Origin of the sequence: Trichlorobacter thiogenes, assembly GCF_900167465.1 — a bacterium.
GTDB classification, from domain to species: domain Bacteria; phylum Desulfobacterota; class Desulfuromonadia; order Geobacterales; family Pseudopelobacteraceae; genus Trichlorobacter; species Trichlorobacter thiogenes.
On record NZ_FUWR01000022.1, the window covers coordinates 15,536 to 37,780 of the forward strand.

21 protein-coding genes are annotated in these 22,245 nt (G+C 50.0%); 4 read left to right on the plus strand and 17 right to left on the minus strand.

What is annotated here, in order from left to right; all coding sequences use genetic code 11:
• Positions 1-5: 5 nt before the first annotated feature.
• From B5D39_RS14575 to B5D39_RS14610, 8 genes are all read right to left on the minus strand, one after another.
• On the minus strand, positions 6-566 hold the full coding sequence (locus B5D39_RS14575) for a pilus assembly protein PilP (RefSeq protein WP_078791190.1): 561 nt from the start codon (positions 564-566) through the stop codon (positions 6-8).
• Positions 541-1,146: a type IV pilus inner membrane component PilO gene (locus B5D39_RS14580; RefSeq protein ID WP_078791192.1), complete on the minus strand. Its 606-nt coding sequence runs from the start codon at positions 1,144-1,146 to the stop codon at positions 541-543. The genes B5D39_RS14575 and B5D39_RS14580 overlap by 26 nt, the downstream gene beginning before the upstream one ends.
• A gap of 31 nt (positions 1,147-1,177) precedes the next feature.
• Entirely contained in the window at positions 1,178-1,747 is a 570-nt protein-coding gene (locus B5D39_RS14585) for a PilN domain-containing protein (RefSeq protein WP_078791194.1), read from the minus strand.
• Positions 1,744-2,802, minus strand: a complete 1,059-nt coding sequence (gene pilM, locus B5D39_RS14590) for a type IV pilus biogenesis protein PilM (RefSeq protein WP_078791196.1) — start codon at positions 2,800-2,802, stop codon at positions 1,744-1,746. Before pilM ends, B5D39_RS14585 begins: the two co-directional genes overlap by 4 nt.
• Before the next feature lie 12 nt (positions 2,803-2,814).
• The gene (locus B5D39_RS14595) at positions 2,815-3,021 is read right to left on the minus strand and encodes a helix-turn-helix transcriptional regulator (RefSeq protein WP_078791198.1); all 207 of its coding nucleotides are present in this window, start codon (positions 3,019-3,021) and stop codon (positions 2,815-2,817) included.
• Between the two features lie 157 nt (positions 3,022-3,178).
• Positions 3,179-5,113 carry an ATPase, T2SS/T4P/T4SS family gene (locus B5D39_RS14600; protein WP_078791200.1) on the minus strand — a complete coding sequence of 645 codons (1,935 nt, stop codon included), beginning with the start codon at positions 5,111-5,113 and terminating at the stop codon, positions 3,179-3,181.
• A 7-nt stretch (positions 5,114-5,120) separates the two neighbouring features.
• Positions 5,121-6,227 carry a hypothetical protein gene (locus B5D39_RS14605; protein WP_078791201.1) on the minus strand — a complete coding sequence of 369 codons (1,107 nt, stop codon included), beginning with the start codon at positions 6,225-6,227 and terminating at the stop codon, positions 5,121-5,123.
• Between the two features lie 230 nt (positions 6,228-6,457).
• Positions 6,458-7,825, minus strand: coding sequence for a hypothetical protein (locus B5D39_RS14610; protein WP_139366793.1), 1,368 nt, complete (start codon positions 7,823-7,825; stop codon positions 6,458-6,460).
• A gap of 249 nt (positions 7,826-8,074) precedes the next feature.
• Between B5D39_RS14610 and B5D39_RS14615 the strand changes: the two genes are divergently transcribed.
• Genes B5D39_RS14615 through B5D39_RS14630 form a run of 4 tightly spaced genes read left to right on the plus strand, consistent with a single transcriptional unit; the run spans position 8,075 to position 12,468 of the window.
• Entirely contained in the window at positions 8,075-8,518 is a 444-nt protein-coding gene (locus B5D39_RS14615) for a MarR family winged helix-turn-helix transcriptional regulator (RefSeq protein ID WP_078791204.1), read from the plus strand.
• Positions 8,499-9,779, plus strand: coding sequence for a TolC family protein (locus B5D39_RS14620; RefSeq protein ID WP_078791205.1), 1,281 nt, complete (start codon positions 8,499-8,501; stop codon positions 9,777-9,779). Before B5D39_RS14615 ends, B5D39_RS14620 begins: the two co-directional genes overlap by 20 nt.
• A gap of 11 nt (positions 9,780-9,790) precedes the next feature.
• A complete protein-coding gene (locus B5D39_RS14625) occupies positions 9,791-10,912 on the plus strand; it encodes an HlyD family secretion protein (protein ID WP_078791206.1) in 1,122 nt (373 codons plus the stop codon).
• Positions 10,909-12,468 (plus strand): DHA2 family efflux MFS transporter permease subunit, encoded by a 1,560-nt coding sequence (locus B5D39_RS14630; RefSeq protein WP_078791207.1) that lies wholly within the window; start codon positions 10,909-10,911, stop codon positions 12,466-12,468. Before B5D39_RS14625 ends, B5D39_RS14630 begins: the two co-directional genes overlap by 4 nt.
• A gap of 63 nt (positions 12,469-12,531) precedes the next feature.
• Here the strand turns inward: B5D39_RS14630 and B5D39_RS14635 are convergent, their stop codons facing one another.
• From B5D39_RS14635 to lepB, 9 genes are all read right to left on the minus strand, one after another.
• Entirely contained in the window at positions 12,532-13,077 is a 546-nt protein-coding gene (locus B5D39_RS14635) for a 2-oxoacid:acceptor oxidoreductase family protein (RefSeq protein WP_078791208.1), read from the minus strand.
• A 160-nt stretch (positions 13,078-13,237) separates the two neighbouring features.
• A complete protein-coding gene (locus B5D39_RS14640; protein WP_078791209.1) occupies positions 13,238-14,056 on the minus strand; it encodes a 2-oxoacid:ferredoxin oxidoreductase subunit beta in 819 nt (272 codons plus the stop codon).
• 2 nt (positions 14,057-14,058) lie between these two features.
• A complete protein-coding gene (locus B5D39_RS14645; protein WP_078791210.1) occupies positions 14,059-15,192 on the minus strand; it encodes a 2-oxoacid:acceptor oxidoreductase subunit alpha in 1,134 nt (377 codons plus the stop codon).
• A 20-nt stretch (positions 15,193-15,212) separates the two neighbouring features.
• Positions 15,213-15,416, minus strand: coding sequence for a 4Fe-4S binding protein (locus B5D39_RS14650; protein WP_078791211.1), 204 nt, complete (start codon positions 15,414-15,416; stop codon positions 15,213-15,215).
• A 121-nt stretch (positions 15,417-15,537) separates the two neighbouring features.
• Positions 15,538-16,503, minus strand: coding sequence for a malate dehydrogenase (gene mdh / locus B5D39_RS14655; RefSeq protein ID WP_078791212.1), 966 nt, complete (start codon positions 16,501-16,503; stop codon positions 15,538-15,540).
• Positions 16,504-16,613: 110 nt separating this feature from the next.
• Positions 16,614-18,842: an NADP-dependent isocitrate dehydrogenase gene (locus tag B5D39_RS14660; protein WP_078791213.1), complete on the minus strand. Its 2,229-nt coding sequence runs from the start codon at positions 18,840-18,842 to the stop codon at positions 16,614-16,616.
• Between the two features lie 227 nt (positions 18,843-19,069).
• Positions 19,070-19,765, minus strand: coding sequence for a LysM peptidoglycan-binding domain-containing protein (locus tag B5D39_RS14665; protein WP_078791214.1), 696 nt, complete (start codon positions 19,763-19,765; stop codon positions 19,070-19,072).
• A gap of 9 nt (positions 19,766-19,774) precedes the next feature.
• Positions 19,775-21,571, minus strand: a complete 1,797-nt coding sequence (aspS, locus tag B5D39_RS14670) for an aspartate--tRNA ligase (RefSeq protein ID WP_078791215.1) — start codon at positions 21,569-21,571, stop codon at positions 19,775-19,777.
• A 20-nt stretch (positions 21,572-21,591) separates the two neighbouring features.
• Positions 21,592-22,242, minus strand: a complete 651-nt coding sequence (gene lepB / locus B5D39_RS14675) for a signal peptidase I (RefSeq protein ID WP_078791216.1) — start codon at positions 22,240-22,242, stop codon at positions 21,592-21,594.
• Positions 22,243-22,245 lie beyond the last annotated feature (3 nt).

Below are 22,245 nucleotides of genomic sequence, written 5' to 3' on the forward strand. Positions count from 1 at the left end.
ACTCCTTACGGTTTCCGCAGCAAGGGAATTCGGATTGACTCTTTGCGTATTTTGTTGTTGTCATCATTAAACTGTTCAACAACGTCAACACCTGAAGTATCAATTCGGGTAATTTTACCTTCATTTTTGCCAATCGTCATACCTACCTTTAACACATAACCCTTACCTGAAGGATCAACAACCATAGCCTTGTTACCCTTGGGATCAGAGATGGTTCCAATCAAACGAAACTGTGAAACATCAAAAGAATGAATTGGCAGAAGTGGCTTAATGTCGCGCTTAGACTTACCTTGTTCAGCGGATGTCGCCACCCTCAAGGCAACAAAAGGTTTGAACGGATCCTTCTTGGCACTAAAATCAAGTTGGTTCCTCTGAATAGGTGCCATTTTTACTGTGCTTATAGACTTCTGCACAACAATTTTAGGCAGACTCACTGCGGTTGGCGGTGGCGCTGCTGGCGGCGGTGGTGTTTTTTTACAACCTAATTGCAAAAGCATCAAGGCTGCCAGTAAAACAGACACCGAGCCAGCAACGTGACGACTATTTTTGGGGTTTTTTCTTGTCATTCTTGATCTCTTCCTTGCCAAGGAATCTAAAGGTTGTGGCAAGACAATTTACCTTGGCCATCATACGGTTATTAACACTTTTAACCTCAACAAAATCAACATTGGTAATATTAACAATCCTTGGAAGATTAGCAACGGCAGCAAAAAAGTTAGCAACGCTATAATATGAGCCTGATACAGTAATATCAACCGGCACATCTGCATAAAAATCTTTGACTACTTCTGGTTTTGGCTTAAACAAAAGAAAGTCAAGACCGGCACTTTTGCCAATTGCAGTAATACTAGTCAGCAATGAAGGTATTTCTTTTGAGTTAGGCAATTCCGTCAAAGCCTTTTCTAACTCAAAATTTAGATCGTTATACTCTTTTTGTATTTTAGGAAGATTGTTAGCTATTTTTGTTTTTTCTTCTACTTCAGCCTGAAGGGTTTGATGCTTTGCTTTTAAATCAATCAGCACCTTACGCTTAGGAAGATAAAGAAAGTACATCAAAGCTACAGCTTCAATCACTAGCACTGCGACAAGAATTCCTATTTTTTGTTTATTAGGTAGTTTCAGTATCTTTTCTACACTGGGATCCATAGCTCGCACCCTTACTTAGTCGTTGATAAACTTATTTAGCAGATGGCGCTACATTATTCTTAGGTGCTTCAATTTTAAAAGTTATATCAAAATGCTTCAGCTTGATACCACTAACATCTTTTTGTTCTGACACAACCAATTCAACTTTTTCATACTCTGGAGATGACTCTAAAGCTCTTATGAACTGTGCTATTAATTCTTCATTATATGCCATGCCACTTATTTTAATATCACCACCAGCTTCTTTATAGGACTCTATCCAAAGTTGATCTGGCGTGACATCGCTGAGAGTTGCCAGGCGTGTTGCAGGGCCCGTCTTGTTTTTTCTTAACTCGGAAAGAACATCAAGCTTCTTTTTGACCTCATCTTTAAGCTTTTTTATTTCGTCAAGCTTTCCAATTTTAGCTTTAAGTTCACTTATTTTTGCATTGGCCGCATTGATATCATTCTGTGTCCCTGATATCTGGCCTAACTTAACAAGCCACAGGGCAACAACGACAGCTAAAACAATAAGAATAGCAGAACCTGCGAGAAATAACTGTTGAAGCGCAGTTTCCTTCTTTTTAGCGGCACGAACCGGGAGTAAGTTTATTCTGATCATTTATCCCCAACCCTCCGTATAGCAAGCCCCACGCCAACGGCCATAAGGGGTGCGATCTCCTGAAGGTACTCAGGATCAAAATCCTTCTCGTTGAACTTAATCCGATCAAATGGATTAAGCAATTCAACATCCACTCCAAGCTTTGCAGCGACGGCCTCTTTCAAACCTGACATTTTTGAGCAACCACCAGACATACTGATACGAACAATTCTTTCTTCTCCAGATGCTGTTGAATTATAAAAATCAACAGAACGCCGGATCTCTTGAGACAATGTTTCATTCACTCGACTTATTACATCCACCAATGGACCACTCTGTTGTTGAATGGCCAACATTTTCATGGTTTCTGCTTCATGGGCACTAACACCGAGTTGTTTTTGAATTTCCTCTGTGTATTGATTACCACCCATTTGAACATCGCGTGTAAAAAGAGACGTCTCCCCCTTTATCACATTGATATTCATCACACCGGCGCCCACATTGACCAATGCCCGCACTTCATCGTTTATTTCTGCATTCAACTCAAAGGAGTTCTGAACAGCAAATGCATCAACATCCATCACACTTAAATTCAGGCCGGCATCATTAAACACAGAGACATAGTCATTAATAATATCTTTTTTACTGGCAACCAACAAAACCAGCACCTTTGAAGGGTCAAGCGGGTCTGGTCCCAAAATCTGAAAGTCAATATGCACATCCTTGATGTCAAATGGGATGTATTGCTCTGCTTCCCAGCTGATCTGGTCCTCAAGTTCCTCTGAGGTCATCGATGGCAAAGAAATCTTTCGAATAATAACGGCATTTCCCGAGATAGAACAAGCGACATCTCGGGTTTTAATCCCAAGGCTACCTACAAGATTTTTCACAGCCTCAACGACTGCTGCAGTATCCATAAGGCTATTATCAACAATGGCCTCCGGAGGAAGCGGCATAACTGCAGCGTTTAACAACTGATAGCCATCCTTAGTCGGCCACAACTGCACCAGCTTAACAGAACTGGAGCCGATATCGATGCCTATAAGGTCCTTTTTCTTATTAAATAATCCAAACATGACCCGCACCTGTCATCCCTGTTCTTGAAAAACCTTATCACGGTCTTCCAGCGTATAACCGAGAGCCAAAATAATCTTGCGCATTGTTTCTACGCGACAACTTTCTCCACGCTCAATCCTGTCAACTGTAACAGTTGAAATACCAGCCTTGCGTGCAAGTTCTGACTTGCTCATGAGCATTTTTTCTCTTAGCTTTTTAACTTTATTTGGTGTTTTCATAAGTTTCCCACGCTTTAACTGACTATCTTCTATTTAGCGCGTTTTTATTCTTTGTCAACAAGTTTTATAAAATTATATATAAATAAAAAAAATGATACCATATAAGGTATCTTTCAATTTGCTAGCCACAATATAATGCACATTTCAATCCATAAAATTATTTTATGCAAACTCTCCTAACCTCATGAATATCGGTCAACCCCTGAAAAACTTTTAATATTCCATCCTGTTTCAGGCTGGTCATACCATCCTGGACAGCCTGAGTACGAATATCGTCCGTATCGGCCCGGCGCTTGACCAGATATTTAAGATGATCAGTTGCATCCAGTACTTCATGTATACCCAGACGGCCGTGATAACCAGACTGACCACACTGCTCACAGCCATGTGCATGGGCTAACGTTATACTGGACGGATCAATACCAGTTTCTACAAATGCGTCTCGGCCATACTCTTCTATCAATTCATCCAACTCAGCCTGATCTGGTGTATAGGTTTCCTTGCAAGCTGAGCAAAGACGGCGGGCCAAACGTTGCGCCAATACACACAGAAGTGAATCAGAAAAACTGTAGGGATCCAGCCCCATCTCCAGCAGCCTTGTAACAGTTTCGGGGGCCGAGTTGGTATGCAGGGTTGAAAAAACCAGGTGACCGGTTAGAGACGCTTCCACGGCGATCCCTGCAGTTTCTTCATCCCGCATCTCTCCCACCATGATCACATCTGGGTCTAGGCGAAGAAAAGAACGCAAAGCAGCAGCAAACGTAAAACCTATCTTAGGGTTAATCTGTACTTGGCGTAAGCCGATCTGGCTAATTTCAACCGGATCTTCAGCTGTCCAGATCTTGCGATTCGACGAGTTTATCGTAGCAAGCCCTGAGTGTAACGTGGTTGTTTTACCAGATCCGGTGGGACCGACAACCAACACGAGCCCATAAGGGCTCTGAAGACAGCGTTCAAAGACCTGGCGATTCCTGTCCGTAAGCCCCAAACGTTCAAATGAAACAGGATCCCCACTGGTAAGAACACGTATAACCACATCCTCAAGCTGCCCAACGGTTGGCATGGTAGCAACACGCAACTCTATATCCAATGGACCAAACTTTTTAAAATCGACCTTACCATCCTGCGGTCTCCGGCGATCTGCAATATCCAGATCTGCCATAATTTTGATCCGCGAAGGGATGGCAAACTTATACTTGTACGGTATTTTCTGATAAACAATGCACTGCCCGTCAATCCTGATCCGCACGGTTACATCCCGCTTGCCTGGATAAGGTTCAATATGAATATCAGAGGCCTTCTTCATATAGGCATCGTAAATAATTTTATTAACCAGCTTGACAATAACGGAGTCTTTTTCCGTTACCTTACGAACTTCCTCTTCAACCTCTGGCTCATCAACGGCCGAGGTTTTATTCAAAAGTTCCGAAATGCTGTCAGGTACCAGATCAAGATTCACCTCATCCATCGCACTAGTGCTGGATGACAGGTCAACCCGATAAAGTGATTTAAGCGCACGCAATACGCTGGCCTCAGAGGCTATTACTGAAATAATTTTGAGGCGGATACTATCCTCAAGCTGCCTGATGTCATGGTGCCGTAAAGGTTGCGCCATGGCCAGCGTCAAGGTATTACCGATCATTGAGATCGGCACTAGCAAGTGTTTCTGGGCGTAGACGGAACTTATGTAACGAGCCAGGCCTGGATCCAGTGAGAGGGAGTTGATTTCAACATAAGGAAGGTCATACTGGGCAGCAACTGAACGAGCCAGCTGTTCTTCATCAACAAAACGTAACTTTAGTAGTGCCCGTTCAAGCGGAATATCATTCTGACGACTTAATTCTCGGGCCTGAGAAAGCTTCTGTTGATCAAGGAGCCCCTCTTTCAACATAATATCTGCCAGCTTGCGCCGCTTGTTTTTCTGGTCCAGTACCAGCGAAAGATCGCTTTCCCGAATATACCCCAAACGGCACAGGAGCTGACCAACCGTCTGATCAGGAAACATCTTCTGCATATCAAGGGCTTCATCCAACTGTTCCTGGCTGATTAACCCTTGCTCTATCAGCAATTCTCCAAGACGTTTGGTAATCATCTCGCCCCTAACGCTCCTGCACCTGATAGCCGTGATCGTAGAGCAGATCTCGCATGGCATTCTCAATTGGGCGATCCGTCAGCATCACAGCCCCGCCGCCAGCTGTTGCGTTTTCAAGCATGAAACCAGACATTTCAAACGAGTATCTTCCTGCTGGATCCGCTAAAAGCAGGTGTGAGGCATAGCTTGAGGGAAGATCCATGCGTGACAAAAGTTTGCCAGCAGCCGTCTTAAAGGAATCTTGCGGCTCCAGAATGACCACACGATATCCCTTGGTTTCCAATAGACGGAACAGGGTATAGGCAATCGGATCACCGGTAAATCTGGTCACCACATAACGTTTTCCGCCATGTTCAAAATAGCGATCAGCAGCAACAGAAAGTCCAACGCCGGTTTCTGCAGCCTTGAACAATTCAACCCGGCGGTTTCGCTCTACAGGCACAGCCAGTGTCTCCAATACAAGATCCACTGCCTGCCCTTGGCCCTGCGGAGCCGCCCGTACAACACGGTGACGCAACGGAACAGCGGCATGCACTTGATCAGCAAAGGGCTCGGACACCTTTAACCCCTGCGTTTTCAGATATTCAGCCAAGCGAATCGGAATCCCCTGCTGAGAGGCATTGACCAGCATAACCTCATTATTCATAACACTATCGGCACTACGCTCAACCTTAAAATCACTTCTTACCTTCAACTGAGGATCTGTGCCAAAGGTCATGAGCGGTTGTTCTTCAACAGAGTAAAAACCAGCAGCCCCAAGTAGCGCCCCTAAAAAACGACGGGCATCTGACGGAGAAGCAGTGACTACTCGAATTTTAGAATCCTTTTCCTGAAGCAATGTCCTCACCAGAGGGGGCAGGGAGGCATCTTTATCCAGCAAAATCATACCACCATCAGCTGCCTTCAGCAGGGGATAGCGTGCCGGATCAATTGCCAGTTCAAAGGTGTCCGACTTAAAGGATAATGCTGGCAATGCTGTCTCACCTGAGGGCACCAGGGTATTCCAAAAGGAGCGGATTTTTTGTACATTTTGAACAGCACTCGCATCGGCGCTGTAGGAGGCCAGTTGGAGTGTGGACGCTGGCTGCTCAAGAGGACTTTTATGCAATGCCATTCCCGTCTGATGCTTCTTGGCTGAACGGTGTGACCTACCAGTGCGCTTATGTTTACTGTTACTGCGACTCGCAGAAACCCCAGATTCCATTTTCACCTGAGCTGGATCAAGCTCAAAACGGGCGTCTATGGCACTACTGGTGGACGGAAGAAACAGAGCTGCAACAGCCAGAAAAAGTAGAGGAGAGACAATAGAGCGACGTAGTACACTAATCATATCAATGAAAAACCTCATGGCGTAGGCGCAAACACAACGGCCTTAATCGGACCGTTTGAAGCTGAACGATAGATCAATAGATCCGCCTGACCAGGAAGCGTTGCCCGCTCCAGCCAGACTCCCCTCTTGTGTTCCTGACGACCTGACTGATACTGATCTTTGCCGGTCAGATCACGCAACACCTGTTTAAGCTCTGATACTGGAATACGACTGTCTTTAACAGCAATTATCTGAACTGCACGCAACCGGCCATCGGCATGAAACAGGCGATAGTCACGGCTCACTGATTGATAGCGGGACCAGCCCGGCTTCTTACTGGAAAAGAGGGGATCTGGTTTTGCCTGAGAGATAAAGGATGGCAGCGCATCAGCTTTTTGTGTAACGGCCTGAGGGATCGGCGCAGGTGTTCTAACAGCACTTATCTGAGGTTGCACCCCTGTTGGCTGCGGCAACCTTGTTGGCAGGTTTTGTTTAACAACATCACCTGTCCGGCCATCAAAGGTTCCGCGTTGCTTCATCCAGAACAGCAATGTCCCCACCAACAAAAGTACCAGGACGCTCACAGCACCTCTGACCAAACGCTTCCGACTACGGTATTTTTCTTCAAATACAGACAGTAATTCTTCCACCGGTACCGTAGCATCTTCTGAAGTTTTTATCTGCTCAGGAACTGGTGGCACAACCGTTGGGGCTTGTTGTTGCACAACTGGACGTACAGGCCGCTCAAGCACAGGTTGTTGCAGAAAGGCAGGGGGCTGTTTGCCAGCCATTAACGGATCTCGTGGCACAGGTGCTTCCAATGCATCAGAAGCAGCAGAAACAACGGGGACATCAGAAACAGTTTTGGCCGCATGTGGTTCTGCCACTGGCCCACCCGGCAGATCATGCTCAACCACCATACCTTCTACCGGCTTAACCGTCTGATCGTCAACCTGAGCTGGCTTGGAATTCTGTGGGGGGGCAACCACGAAACCTTCCTCAATTAATTCATCAACCAATTGATCAGCAAGGAGTGAAGTTGCTGCTAATTCAATCTGGGGAGACTCTGCCTCGGGTGGTGCGCTGTAGACCATATCCCATTGATCGCCCAACAGCGCCTGCAGGGCCTTGCGCAAGGCTTCACAAACAACTTCAAAGGGAGCATTAAGATCAACCAGATAACTGAAGAGACCCGGCACTGGCTTGGCCTTGGCATTACCTTCATGCATCAGCACAAAACCGGGGGCACCGTTACCCAACAACAGTTGAATGTGCCTGGCAACACTTTCACCGGTTATCCCGGTAATCTGTTCCTGAATACAGACTGCAACCGGGCGTTTCTCAAAGACATCTTTCAGACCATGGTCAAAATCTTCAACCACATCAATGCGAATCTTGAGCATTTGCTGAAAATGCACCCGCAACAGTTCTGCTCGCGGACTGTTTGATATGAAGAGCAAGTTGATCATATTCACCTGTATTTCAGAATTATATCTTTATTGCACGGTAAATTGCGCTTGTCAACATCACGAAATCACATAATTTAAGCTACAGACCCGTAACAAGTTGTTAAAAAATGAACTGAGCGCACAAAGATTTTGACAGTATGCTGATTATCAGTATTATGAGATAACTTTCAGCAGGAGCTTACCATGTATGATATTGAAAAAAGCATCGGTTTTTTGCTGGCTAAAGCTCACCAGCGGGGCTGGGCACTCTTTTCCGAAGAGATCAGCCGCTTTGATCTGACACCACCACAGTTCAGTGTTCTGGCCTTTCTCTGGCAACAGGATGGTCTAACCCAGACAGAGCTGTCTGAAAAGACCCAGATTGACCGCACCACCATTGGCGGTCTGCTTGATCGAATGGCACGTTCTAACCTGCTGGAACGCCGCCCCCATCCCCAAGACAGGCGTGCCCATCTGGTATATTTGACTGAACATGCCTGGAGCCTGGAGCCTGAGCTGACCTGCCTTGCCCATGAGGTACTGGACCGCTTTACAGCAGGGCTTTCCGAATCAGACAAACAGCAGCTGAGACAGATGCTTGAAACACTTCGTGGAGAAAGGAAAACGTATGCCACGACTGCAGCCTAACATAGCATTATGCATACTTGGTCTGATGCTGGTCACACAGACAGGTTACTGCGCTACTTTAAGCCTGGATGACTGCCTGAAATTGGCTAAAGAACGTAACCCCCTGTTGCAAACGGTCCGCTGGGATCAGTCTGTTGCGAACCAGCAGGTACGCCAGTCAGATAGCAGTCTCTATCCCAGAGTAGACCTGCAGGGCGGCTACACAGCCCAGCTTGAACCGCAGGCCATGAAGATTAATGGCATGACTATGGAGACTCAGCAAGGCTCCTACGGCTTTGCCAATCTGGCTGCAACCCAGACCATCTATGACTTTGGTCGTCGTGATGCCCGCCGCAAGCAGGCACAATCAGCAAACAAGGCAGTGGAAAGCGGTATCCGGTCAAAAGAGCAGGAGGTAAGCCTGCAGGTGATAGAAGCCTACTTTGCCGTACTTGAGGCAGAAAAACAGGTCATCACGACCCAACAGGAACTGCAGACAGTGACGGAACACCGGCGCGTAGCCCGGACGTTATACGATAATGGAGTAGTCACCCGTAATGACCTGCTGCAGGCTGATCTACGCAGCGCCTCAACACGTCAGAAGCTATTATCAATTCAGAATATGGTAACTAACCTGCGCCTGCAGCTTAACTTTCTGATCGGTGGCGAACCAGGACAACAGCCAGAGCTGCTGGAACCTTCCGAAGCACCAGCCGCAACCATACCGACGACTGATACAGCCAAAGCACTTGCCCTACGACCAGATCTGCATGCATTACGCAAGCAGCTTGAGGTCAACGACCAGGAACTGCGCGAGAGTAAGACACTTTTTTATCCAGAGATCTTTGCTCGGGCATCCATGGATTACCTTCAGAACGATAAAATGCGCGAACAGGCGATCTACGCCGGCACCATTGGCCTGAAAATAAATCTGTTTGACGGATTCAGTTCCACTGCAAGCCGGGAAAAATCAGTCAGCACACGTTCACGCACCCAACAGCAACTTCAGATGGCAGAGCAGCAGGCCCGGCTTGAGATAGCCATGGCTCAAAACGACACCAAGGTAGCCCGTGAGCGGATTGCTGTCACCGTTGAAGCGATCAAACAGGGGGAGGAAAATCTGCGGATCAACCAGAACCGTTATCAGGAGCGGGTTGGCACTGCTACGGATGTACTTGATGCCCAGACTCTGCTCTCTCAAAGCAGGACAGAGCATTACCGCGCCTACTACGACTACCAGATTTCCTCTGCCCGCCTGCGCAAGGCGGTTGGCGAACTTTAACAGGAGCGAGCATGCCTGAAGAATCAATAACCACCCCTACCCCACCCTCAGATTCTACACCTGCTATCCAACCAGAGGCGGTAAAAACTGGGCTGACACCTCAACGCAAGGCGGCCATCCTGATGTTGACACTGGCTGCAATCGGCATCTGGCTGGGGCTGCGCTGGCTGATTGATGCAAGAACCAACATCACCACTGATAACGCCTTTATTGAATCAAACATCCACCCGATCTCGGCACGGATCTCGGGGACCGTGACAACGATCCATGCGAAGGACAATCAGCTGGTAAAGAAAGGAGAGCTGCTGGTTGAACTTGATCCAGCCGACTACCGCGTAGCTGCGGAAAAGGCTGAGGCGGCCGTTGGCATTGCCCTTAACGAAACCTCTGGTGACGCCTCGCAGGTAGCTGCTGCCCGTGCTGCTGTGCAATCAGCCAAAGCCCGCCAGGAACAGAACAAACTAGACCTTAAACGGGGCGAGGCGTTGTATAGCCGTGAGGTAATTCCCAAAGAGCAGTTAGACCGTCTGCGGACCAACCAGCGTGTTGCTGACGCCCAGTTGCAGGAGGCAGTAGAACAACAGAAACGCGCGGAGGCGCTAGCCGGCATCACCAACGGCCCCGGTGGCAAGGCACGGGTACGCCAGAAGCAGGCAGAACTGTCTGAATCACGGCTTAAACTGACCTATACCCGTATTGTGGCGCCGGTGGATGGCTACATCACCCGCAAAGGGGTGGAAACAGGTGCCACCATCCAGCCGGGCCAGGCCCTGATGGCAGTAGTGCCGCTGGCTAGTTCATGGGTTACGGCCAATTTCAAAGAGAGTCAGCTGACCTATATCAAGCCGGGCCAGAAGGTCAGCTTCAAGGTTGACGCCTATCCAGGCAAGACCTTCAGTGGCACGGTTGAAAGCATCATGGCCGGCACTGGCGCTGCGTTTTCTCTGCTGCCACCTGAAAATGCCAGTGGCAACTATGTCAAGGTGGTCCAGCGGATTCCTGTCAAGATCATGATCAATCAGTCCAGTGACCCTGACCACCAATTGCGAGTTGGCATGAGCGTCATCCCCACCGTACAGACCGGTCGGACAGCCGGACAGGTTTTAAAAGAGCTAATCCCGTTCAGCAAATGACCGAGGCACGGACCATCAATAAGTGGCTGATCGTAATCACCGTGATGCTGCCAACCATCATGGAGATCATCGACACCTCGGTGGCCAACGTGGCACTGCCTTATATGCAGGGCAGCCTGAATGCTGGCACCGAAGAGATCACCTGGGTGCTGACCTCCTATCTGGTCAGTAACGCCGTAGTGCTGCCGATGACCGGCTGGCTGGCCCGCATGTTCGGACGCAAACGTTTTCTACTAACCTGCATCACCCTGTTTACTCTCTCATCAGTGCTATGCGGCGCAGCCCCCAATCTGGGCACCCTGATCCTCTTCCGGGTGCTGCAAGGTGCTGCCGGAGGAGCCCTGATACCGATCAGCCAGGCGATCCTGCTGGAGACCTTCCCCCCTAAGCAACATGGTATCGCCATGGCGATTTTCGGGGTGGGTGCCATGACCGGCCCAATTGTGGGACCTGCCCTGGGTGGCTGGATCACCGACCAGATGAACTGGCGCTGGATCTTCTACATTAACATCCCGATCGGCCTGATCGCTGCTGCCATGTGTACCCTGTTTATCTTTGATTCCCCCTACCTGCGGGAAGGGATGGCAAAGGTGCGCAAGGTCGATTACTGGGGGCTATTCCTGCTGACAGTCAGCATGGGTGCGCTGCAGGTGGTGCTGGACAAGGGCCAGCAAGAAGATTGGTTTAACTCAAACTTTATCATCAGTTTTAGCGTCATCACGGTGGTTTCATTGGTTGCCCTGATCTGGGTGGAACTGACCCATGAACAGCCGATTGTCAACCTGCGCCTGTTTAAGAGTATATCGTTTTCAGCAGGAAACCTGGTCATGTTTGTGGTGGGATTCGGCCTCTACAGTTCTATCATGCTGATACCGATGTTTCTGCAGACCCTGATGGGCTACTCTGCCACCGATGCCGGCATGGTCATGGCACCGGGCGGCATTGCCACCCTGCTCACCATGCCGTTTGTTGGTGCCATGCTCCAGAAACGTGATGGCCGCAAGATCGTCCTGGTTGGGCTGATTATCAGCGCCTGTTCAATGTACCTGATGCAGGGGCTTAATCTGCAGGCCTCCTACTGGGCCTTTGTCTGGCCACGCATTGTACTGGGGATTGGTCTGGCTATGATCTTTGTACCGCTGACCACCGTCACCCTCTCCGGTATTGCCCGTCAGGAGATGGGCAATGCCACCGGCGTCTTCAACCTGTTGCGTAACATTGGTGGCAGCGTGGGGATCGCCATTGCGGCCACCCTGCTTTCTCGCCTGTCACAGTTTTACCAAACCAGCCTGTCTGCCCACGTCACCCCCTATAACCCAGTCTTCCAGATGCGGCTATCAGAACTGAAACAGGCCTTGATTGCCAAAGGGATGCAGGCAACCCAGGCTGATCAAACCGCCATTGGTATGATCTACGGTATGGTACGAAAACAGGCGGCGACCTTGGCTTACAACAGGATCTTCTTTATCATCGGTCTGGCCTTTCTGGCTATTATCCCGCTTTTACTGCTGCTAAAACGCCCAAGCCACCAGACCGGTCCGGTTGAAATTCATTAGCCATACAACAAAAGGCCCGATGCAGATGCACCGGGCCTTTTGTGTACTGCGGATTGTTAACAACTACTTTGCAGCAGCAGTTGCCTTCTCAAAACCAGCAGCATAGGCCTTCTCGTTCAGCTCCAGGAATGCCTCAGGCACCCGGGAGAGAACAGCCTTCAGGCCGTTTTCACGGGAGACAACGCCGGTCAGGGCGATCATCGCACCCAGAGCAACGATGTTGGCAACAATCTCACGACCAACTTCGTTCTTTGCAGTGTTGATGATGTTGAAGCCAACCTTCTTGAAGCCACCTTCTGGCAACTTGGTTACCAGGTCGGTGTCATACAGCAGAATGCCGGAATCCTTCAGGTCAGCACTGTACTTGTCACAGGCTTCCTGGGTCAGAGCCAACAGGGCATCTACCTTGGTTGCCTTGGGGTAGTCAACCGGTACATCATCAATGATGACCTCTGACTTTGAAGCACCACCACGAGCCTCAGGGCCGTAGCTCTGGGACTGTACAGCCTGCTTGCCTTCATGGATGGAGGCTGCCTCAGCAAGGATGATCCCCGCAGTGATCAGACCTTGTCCGCCGGCACCGGAAAAACGTAATTCATACCTGGCCATCTATCTTCTCCTTTTTCAGAGTAATAATATCTCTTGAGGAAATGAGTAGTTTTTCGTTCTGGCCAGGCTGTCCGAGGAAGTGCGACGGAGGCGTACCTTACAGTACGTCGAGTACGCACGACCGAAGGACAACGAAGCCAGAACGGAAAAGAACCATTTCCTATTTGTTGCCGCCAGCGCGCTCGATAACCTTAGCGTACTCTTCGCAGTACTCAGGACGCTCAACCTTGTGCAGTACACCAGTCAGCACCTTGCCCTGCAGTTGCTCGGCAGTCATCTTCTCGGCAGCCTTCACCGGCACAGCAACTTCTTTCAGACGGTTCATCATCTCAATAACCGACTTGTACTTGTTGCGACGGCCATAGGTGGTGGGGCAGTCATCCAGGATCTCAACCACGGAGAAGCCTTTGTGCTGAATAGCTTCAGCAATCAGCTTGTCGATCTGGTTGGCATGGAAGGCAGTACCACGGGCAACAAAGCTGGCGCCAGCGCCGATAGCCAACTTGGCGATATCGAAACCTGGGTCAGGGTTGCCGTAAGGGGTAGTAGATGCCTTGTGGCCAGTCGGCGTACAAGGTGAGAACTGACCACCGGTCATGCCGTAGATGTAGTTGTTCAGGATGATGTAGGTCATGTTGATGTTACGACGGCAGGCGTGGATAAAGTGGTTACCACCAATGGCAGTACCGTCGCCGTCGCCACCAACCAGAATCACGTTCATCTCAGGCTTTGCCATTTTTACACCGGTTGCAAAAGCAGCTGCACGGCCGTGAGCGGTGTGCAGGGTACAGCAATCAATGTAACCAGGCAGACGAGAAGCACAACCGATACCGGAAACGATAGCGGTCTCTTCCTTGACCAGGTTAAGGCTGTCCATGGCACGGATCAGGCCCTTCATAACAATACCGTGGCCGCAGCCTGGGCACCAGATGTGGGGCAACTTGCCCGGACGGATATATTTTTCGTAATCAAAAGCCATGGTTACTTAACCTCCTTGATCTTCTCAATGATCTGCTCGGGGTTGATCGGCTCGCCGTCAACACGATTGATCCCGAGGATCTGAGCCTTGCCTTGTGCGCAACGCTCAACTTCAAGGCTGCACATACCCAGGTTCATCTCAGGTACGATGAAACCTTTTACCTTCTCGGCCAGGGCCTTGATCTGCTTGTCTGGGAAAGGCCAGAAGGTCTTGATCCGGAACATACCAACCTTGATCCCTTGCTCACGGGCCTCGTTTACTGCATAACGAGCAGAGCGGGAAGTTGAACCGTAGGCAACAACACAGATTTCAGCGTCTTCCAGTTTGAACTCTTCAAACTCAACGATTTCATCAATATTAGCAGTAACCTTACGGATCTGACGCTCTTCCTCAGCCTGGACGTACTCGGCCTTAGTGGTGGGGAAGCCGTCAGGCAGCTTGTTCAGGCCGGTTACGTGGAACTTGTAGCCGGAACCGAAGGCAGCCAGAGGAGGCACATCACCAAATTTGGTGTCATAAGGCTTGTACTCGGAAGGTGGCACCGAAGGAGCGGTACGATCAATTACTTCCAGTTCGCCCGGCTCACGGAATTCAATCCGCTCGCGCATGTGAGCAACGATCTCATCAGGCAGTACGTGTACCGGCATACGATACTTCTCTGCCAGGTTGAAAGCACGTACGATCATGTCGTAGGTTTCCTGCACAGAAGCAGGCATCAGGGCGATAGTGGCGTGGTCACCGTGGGTACCCCACTTGGCACACATAACGTCTGATTGTGAAGGGCCAGTAGGCATACCGGTTGATGGACCACCACGCATAACGTTGTACACAACGCAAGGGATCTCAGCGATACAGCCATAACCGATCAGCTCCTGCTTAAGGGACAAACCAGGGCCTGAGGTAGAGGTCAGGGCTTTTTGACCGGCCAGAGCCCCGCCCAACAGGGCAGCCATAGCACCGATCTCATCTTCCATCTGAATGAACTTGCCACCTACTTTAGGCAGTTCAATGGACAACACCTCCGACACTTCGGTGGAGGGAGTAATGGGGTAACCAGCGAAGAACTTGCAACCGGCATACAGTGCGCCGTGGGCAGCTGCCTCGTTACCTTGTAAAAAACCGACTTTTTTTGACACTTTGAAATCCTCCCGTCTTATTATTCGGCGTGAACTTTGATGGCAAAGTCAGGGCAACGCAGTTCGCACTGCATGCACTTGATGCACTTCTCCAGATCCTTGACAGAGGCAACAAAACCTTTCATTTCAAGAACCTTGGTGGGACAGAACTCCACACAAATGTGGCAGCCCTTACAATACTTCTCAATAATCTCGATACGTGGCAGCTTCTTTTCTTCAGACATCGGCTCAACTCCTTCTATCCGTATTCGGAGGTGTGAAATAAAGGCTCTTGATGCGGCAAGAGAAGGGCGGTGTACAAACCACCCTTCTCTTGCAGGCACTACAGAGCCTGTAAAAGGCGAATTAACCTTTCAGGATGCTGTCAAGGCTGTCAACCAGACCTTTTACTGCTGCAACAGACTTATCCATCATGGCTTGCTCAGTTGCATCCAGTTTGAACTGCAGAATTTTCTCTACGCCGTTTGAACCCAGAACAGCAGGAACACCAACATAGTAGCCGTTTACACCGAACTCGCCGTTCAGCAGGCAGCAGGTAGGCAGTACGCGCTTCTGGTCTTTCAGTACTGATTCTGCCATAGCGATAGCGGAAGAAGCAGGTGAGTAGAAAGCGGAACCGGTCTTCAGCAGGGCAACAACTTCTCCACCAGCCAGACGGGTACGGTTAACCATTGCTTCCATAACTTCTTTAGCCTTGTCTGCACCGTACTTCTGCTCCAGCAGTTCCATAACAGGAATGCCGTTTACTGCAGCGTAACGAACCAGAGGAACCATGTCGTCGCCGTGGCCGCCCAGAGTCATGGCGGAAACGTCCTTCACAGACACGCCCAGCTCCCATGCAATGAAGGCTTTGAAACGTGCGGAGTCAAGTACGCCAGCCTGACCAACAACGCGGCTTGCAGGCATACCGGTGATCTTCTGGCACAGGGTAACCATAGCATCCAGCGGGTTGGAGATAATGATAACAAAGGCGTTGGAAGCGTACTGCTTGATTCCTTCTGCAACAGAAGTCATGATCTTTGAGTTGGTTGCAATCAGGTCATCACGGCTCATGCCCGGCTTACGGGGCAGACCGGCGGTTACGATAACAACATCGGAACCTGCGATATCTTTGTAGTCCTGGGTACCTTGCAGGCAGACGTCAAAGCCGTCAACCGGGGATGCCTCAGCGATGTCCAGCATCTTGCCCTGGGGCATACCTTCTACGATGTCAAACAGAACAACATCACCCAGCTCACGCAGTGCGCAAAGTTGAGCAAGAACGCCACCAATCTGTCCGCCACCAATCAATGAAATCTTTTTACGTCCCATTGTTTCTTCCTCCTCGTTTGGTATGTGTTTCGATTTTTACACCAACAGCAGTTTATGTCTGAAACTTACGAGGGGAGCCGGAAAGACCGACTCCCCGAACCAACAGAAGCTTAGATAGCGTCAACAATAGCGTTCAGTGTTGCACTTGGACGCATTGCCTTTTCAGTCTTGACAGGATCAGTGTTGTAATAACCACCCAGATCCTGTGGCTTGCCCTGGGCACCGATCAACTCGGCATTGATCTTCTCTTCATTCTCCTGAAGCTGCTTGGCAACCTTGGTGAAGCGGGCTGCAAGATCGGCATCCTTGGTCTGAGCTGCCAGTGCCTCTGCCCAGTACATGGCCAGGTAGAAGTGGCTGCCACGGTTATCAATCTGACCAACCTTACGGGCCGGGTTCTTGTTGTTATCCAGGAACTTGGTGTTTGCTTGATCCAGGGTGTCAGCCAGCAGCTGAGCCTTCTCGTTCTTGAAGGTTGCAGCCAGGTGCTCAAGGGAAACTGCCAGGGCCAGGAACTCGCCCAGTGAATCCCAACGCAGATAGCCTTCTTCAACAAACTGCTGCACATGCTTAGGAGCAGAACCGCCTGCGCCGGTCTCAAACAGACCACCACCAGCCAGCAGCGGTACGATAGAGAGCATCTTGGCACTGGTACCCAGCTCAAGAATCGGGAACAGGTCAGTCAAGTAATCCCGCAGTGCGTTACCGGTAACAGTAATGGTGTCTTGACCAGCTTTTGCGCGCTTGCAGGTAAACAGCATTGCATCAACCGGCGCCATGATCTGAATGTCAAGACCAGTGGTGTCGTGATCCTTCAGATACTTGTTAACCTTCTCAATCATCTGAGCATCGTGACCACGCTCCTTGTCCAGCCAGAAGATGGCAGGTGCACCGGTGGCACGGGCGCGACGTACTGCCAGCTTGACCCAATCCTGAATAGGCAGGTCTTTGGCCTGGCAACCACGCCAGATATCGCCAGCTTCAACGTCATGTTGGATCAGCACGTTACCGGCCTCATCAAGCACCCGCACGGTACCGTCTGCGGCGATCTTGAAGGTCTTGTCGTGTGAGCCGTACTCTTCTGCTTTTTGAGCCATCAGACCAACGTTAGAAGTTGAGCCCATGGTGGTCGGATCGAACTGACCATTTTCCTTACAGAAGTCCACACACACCTGATACCAACGGGAATAGCAACGGTCCGGCACTACGCACTTGACATCGTGCAGCTTGCCGTCTGGGCCCCACATGCCGCCGGAGTCACGGATAACCACCGGCATGGAGGCGTCGATGATGATATCGTTACTGGCGTGCAAGTTGGTGATACCTTTGTCGGAGTCAACCATGGCCAGAGGCGGTTGCTTCTTGTAGACTTCCTGGATATCAGCTTCAATTTCAGCTTTTTTATCTGCAGGCAGCTTGGCAATCTTCAGGTACAGATCGCCCATACCAAGATCAGGGTTAACACCCAGCTCTTTGAAGGTTGCGGCATGCTTCTCAAACACATCCTTGTAATAAACCTCAACAAAGTGACCGAACATGATCGGGTCAGAAATCTTCATCATGGTGGCTTTCAGGTGAACCGAGAACAGCACCCCTTTGGCCTTGGCATCATCAATCTGCTCCTGAATAAACTTGCGCAGAGCCTTGGCACTCATAAAGGTACCATCAAGGATCTCACCAGCCTGCAGTGCTAGTTTTTCTTTCAGCACAGTAACGTTACCGGCCTTGTCAACAAACTCAATCTTGACATTGCCGGCTTTTTCCATGGTTACTGCTTTTTCATTTGCATAGAAGTCAGATGACTCCATCCAGGATACATGGGTTTTGGAATCTGATTTCCAGGCACCCATCTTGTGTGGATATTTTTTTGCGTACTCCTTAACAGCCTTTGCCGAACGACGGTCAGAGTTACCTTCACGCAGAACCGGGTTAACAGCAGAACCCAAGCACTTGGCATAACGGGCATGCAGTTCTTTCTCGGCGTCAGTTTTAGGCTCTTCAGGATAGTCAGGCAGCTTATAGCCCTGCTCCTGCAGTTCCTTGATGGCGGCCTTCAGCTGAGGAATCGAGGCACTGACGTTGGGCAGCTTGATGATGTTGGCTTCAAGCTTCTGGGTAAGATCTCCCAGTTCTGCCAGATAGTCTGGCATTCTTTGCTCAGGAGTCAGATAGTCAGGGAAGTTTGCGATGATCCTGCCTGCAACAGAGATGTCGCGGGTCTCAACAACAACGCCGGCAGCCTTGGTAAATGCATTTACAATAGGGAGCAGAGAGTATGTTGCCAGTGCGGGTGCTTCGTCAATCTTGGACCAGATAATCTTTGCTGATTCAGTTGCCATGTTCTCTCCTTGTTTTGGTGTAATACTTATATATGGAATTTAATATACTGATTGCAACATGTTACAATCAGTATAGACTACAGCACCTAAAAATCGTGTATACAGTATGCAAAAGGACTTGGAGTGTCAAGGGGAAATCGTGACACATCTGTTCTATTTAACCAAACTTGTCGGTAGAGTGGAAAAGGTTTAATGCGACTAAAATCAGACCCTTTTATGATCGCCAGCTAAGGGTTCCGACGATGGGCCTGCCTGCGCGCCTCCAGTGCCTCTTCTCTACTGAAATTGCGGGGGATCTTCAAGGTCTGACCAGGCCAGAGTTGATAGGGATCACGAATCTGATCTCTGTTTGCCCGGTAAATCAAAGGCCAAAGCGCCATATCATTGTAGAGCTCTGGTCTGGCAGCGATCTGGGGCAGGGTTTCACCTCGACGCACCGTATATGAGGTGGGTTGTGCCACGCGGGCCGCAGACTCTGCCGCTTCATCATTCTTCTGGCTCTTTTGCAAAGCCTTCTGAGCTTCATCCAGTTCTTGTTGACGTTTTTTCTCCGCCTCAAGCCGGCTCCGCTCCTCTTCCTCCCGGATAGCACGTTCCTCAATAGCCTTTTGCCGAGCCTCTTCTTTCAGCCGTTCTTTATAAAGGGTAACCTCTTGCTTCAGCAGCAGCCCTTTTTGATACGCCAACTTATACTGCTGGTCAGCTTCGTCCTCTTCTTTCTGTTCAAGCAGCAATGTCTCGCCCTGCTGAAACGTACTACTGACATGGGCGTAATCATCAGGGTGAGATGCTGCTGCATTCTCTCCCTGCAGTTGCAGCAGCGTTAATTGCGCCTTCATACGCCAGACCGGGTCATGACTACCACAACCAGCCATAGTCACAAGCACCAGAACCAGCAGTATGAGGCGCACCAGAACAGACATCAGTACGAGCTAAACCGCAGGAGACGCAGCAGGCGTAGCAAGGCGAATTCCCAGCTCACGCAGCTGCTTGGTATCTACTGTTGAAGGCGCTTCAGACATCATACAGGTCCCTTTTTGGGTCTTGGGGAAGGCGATAACGTCACGAATTGAGTCAGAACCGGTCAACAGCATGATCAGACGATCCAGACCAAAGGCGATACCACCATGGGGCGGCGTACCATATTCCAGAGCATCCAACAGGAAACCAAACTTGGCACGCTTGTCCTCTTCAGAATGGCCCAGCATCTTGAACATCAGCGACTGCACCTGTTCCTGGTGAATACGGATTGAGCCGCCGCCGATCTCGTTACCGTTCAACACCAGGTCATAGGCCTTGGCGCGGCAACGGCCCGGATCAGACTCAACATAGTCAACATCCTCGTCCATCGGTGCAGTGAAGGGGTGATGCACGGCACACCAGCGCTTGTCATCCTCATCCCACTCAAACAGCGGGAAGTCGGTGATCCAGACAAAACGGAATTCATTAGGATTGGTCAGCTTAAGCTGAGAAGCCAGCTGGTTGCGCAGCTTGCCCAGTGAGTCATTCACCACCTTGGGTTTATCAGCCACAAACAACAGCAGGTCACCCTCTTCTGCCCCAAAAGCACCATTCATGGCTGCAATCTCGGCCTCTGTAAAAAACTTGGTGATCGGTGATTGCCAGCCCTCGGCAGTCATCTTGACATAGGCCAGACCTTTAGCGCCATAAATGGAGACAAAGCTGGTCAGCTCTTCGATATCTTTACGTGAGAAGGTTGCACAGCCCTTGGCATTGATCCCTTTGATAATACCGCCGCCAGCAGCCACTTCGTTAAACACCTTGAAGCCGGAACCTTTGACAATATCCGTTAACTCCACCAGTTCCAGACCAAAGCGCAGATCAGGGTTATCCACACCAAAACGACGGATCGCCTCCTGATAGGTCATCCGCTCAACCGGCAGCTGCACCTCAACCCCTTTGGCCTCTTTAAAGACCCGTGCAATCAGCCCTTCCATTACCGTGATGATATCCTCACGGTCGATGAATGACATCTCGCAGTCAATCTGGGTAAACTCAGGCTGACGGTCAGCACGCAGATCCTCATCACGGAAGCAGCGTACAATCTGGAAATAGCGATCAAATCCTGAGATCATCAGGATCTGCTTGAAGATCTGAGGGGATTGCGGCAGGGCGTAAAACTGCCCCTGATTGATCCGTGATGGCACCAAAAAGTCACGGGCACCTTCCGGAGTTGACTTGGTAAGGAAGGGTGTCTCCAGCTCCAGAAAACCGTTCTCGGTCAGATACTGGCGGGTAGCCTGGGCAACCTGGTGACGCAGAATCAGGTTCTGAGCCAGTTGAGGGCGACGCATATCCAGATAGCGGTACTTCAGGCGGATATTTTCGTTCACTTCGCTATGCTCATCCAGCATGAACGGCAGCGGCTTGGAGCGGTTCAGCAGCTTGCACTCAGCCACCTGAATCTCTACCTCACCGGTCTTCATATTAGGATTTACCGTACCTTCAGGGCGAGGAATAACCGTGCCTTTAATGGCCAGCACGAACTCACTGCGCACCCCTTCAGCCACCTGATGGGCAGCTGAGTTAACCTCCGGGTCAAACACAACCTGTGCAATCCCTTCCCGGTCACGCAGGTCAATAAAGATCAGACCGCCATGGTCACGACGGCGCAGAGCCCAGCCCATCAGCACCACTTCACGGCCAATATCCTTGGCAGTCAAAGAGCCGCAGTAATCAGAACGCTTCCAGTTTCCCAATGTATCCATATACTTAATCCTCCAGTTTATTAGTCGATCAACCGCCCGATATTTCGCCAGCGGATATTGAACTTGTACCACGGCCCATCAATGGACCAGTATTTAATGAACGCCAAACCTTTCAGCTGATCACGACGGACAAACTTCCAGAAACGGCTGTCGTATGAGCGATCCCGGTTATCCCCCATCACAAAATAGGAGTTTTCCGGCACCACAATCGGTCCAAAGGTATCCCTGGGATTCTGCTCTTTGGGGATTATCTCCAGTTCTTTATGTACCTCATGGGGATTTTCATACAGCTTACCGTTGACATAGACCTTTTTATCCTTGCCTTCAACCACGTCACCAGGCACGCCGATCACCCGCTTGATAAAATCCTTGCGGGGATCTTCAGGGTACTCAAACACCACCACGTCACCACGCTTGGGGTCGCGCAGCTTAATGACCTGCTTGTCAGTAAAGGGAATTTGGGTGCCATAAATAAACTTGCTGACCAGCAGATGATCACCAATCAGCAGGGTGTCTTCCATGGAACCGGAAGGGATTTTAAAGGCCTGTACCACATAGGTCCGAATCACCAGCGCCAGAAGCACGGCAATAATAATGGATTCAGTATACTCACGCCAGAGACTCTTCTTTTGAATCTCTTCAGGTTGCTGCTGTTCGTTCAGATCTGCCATGAA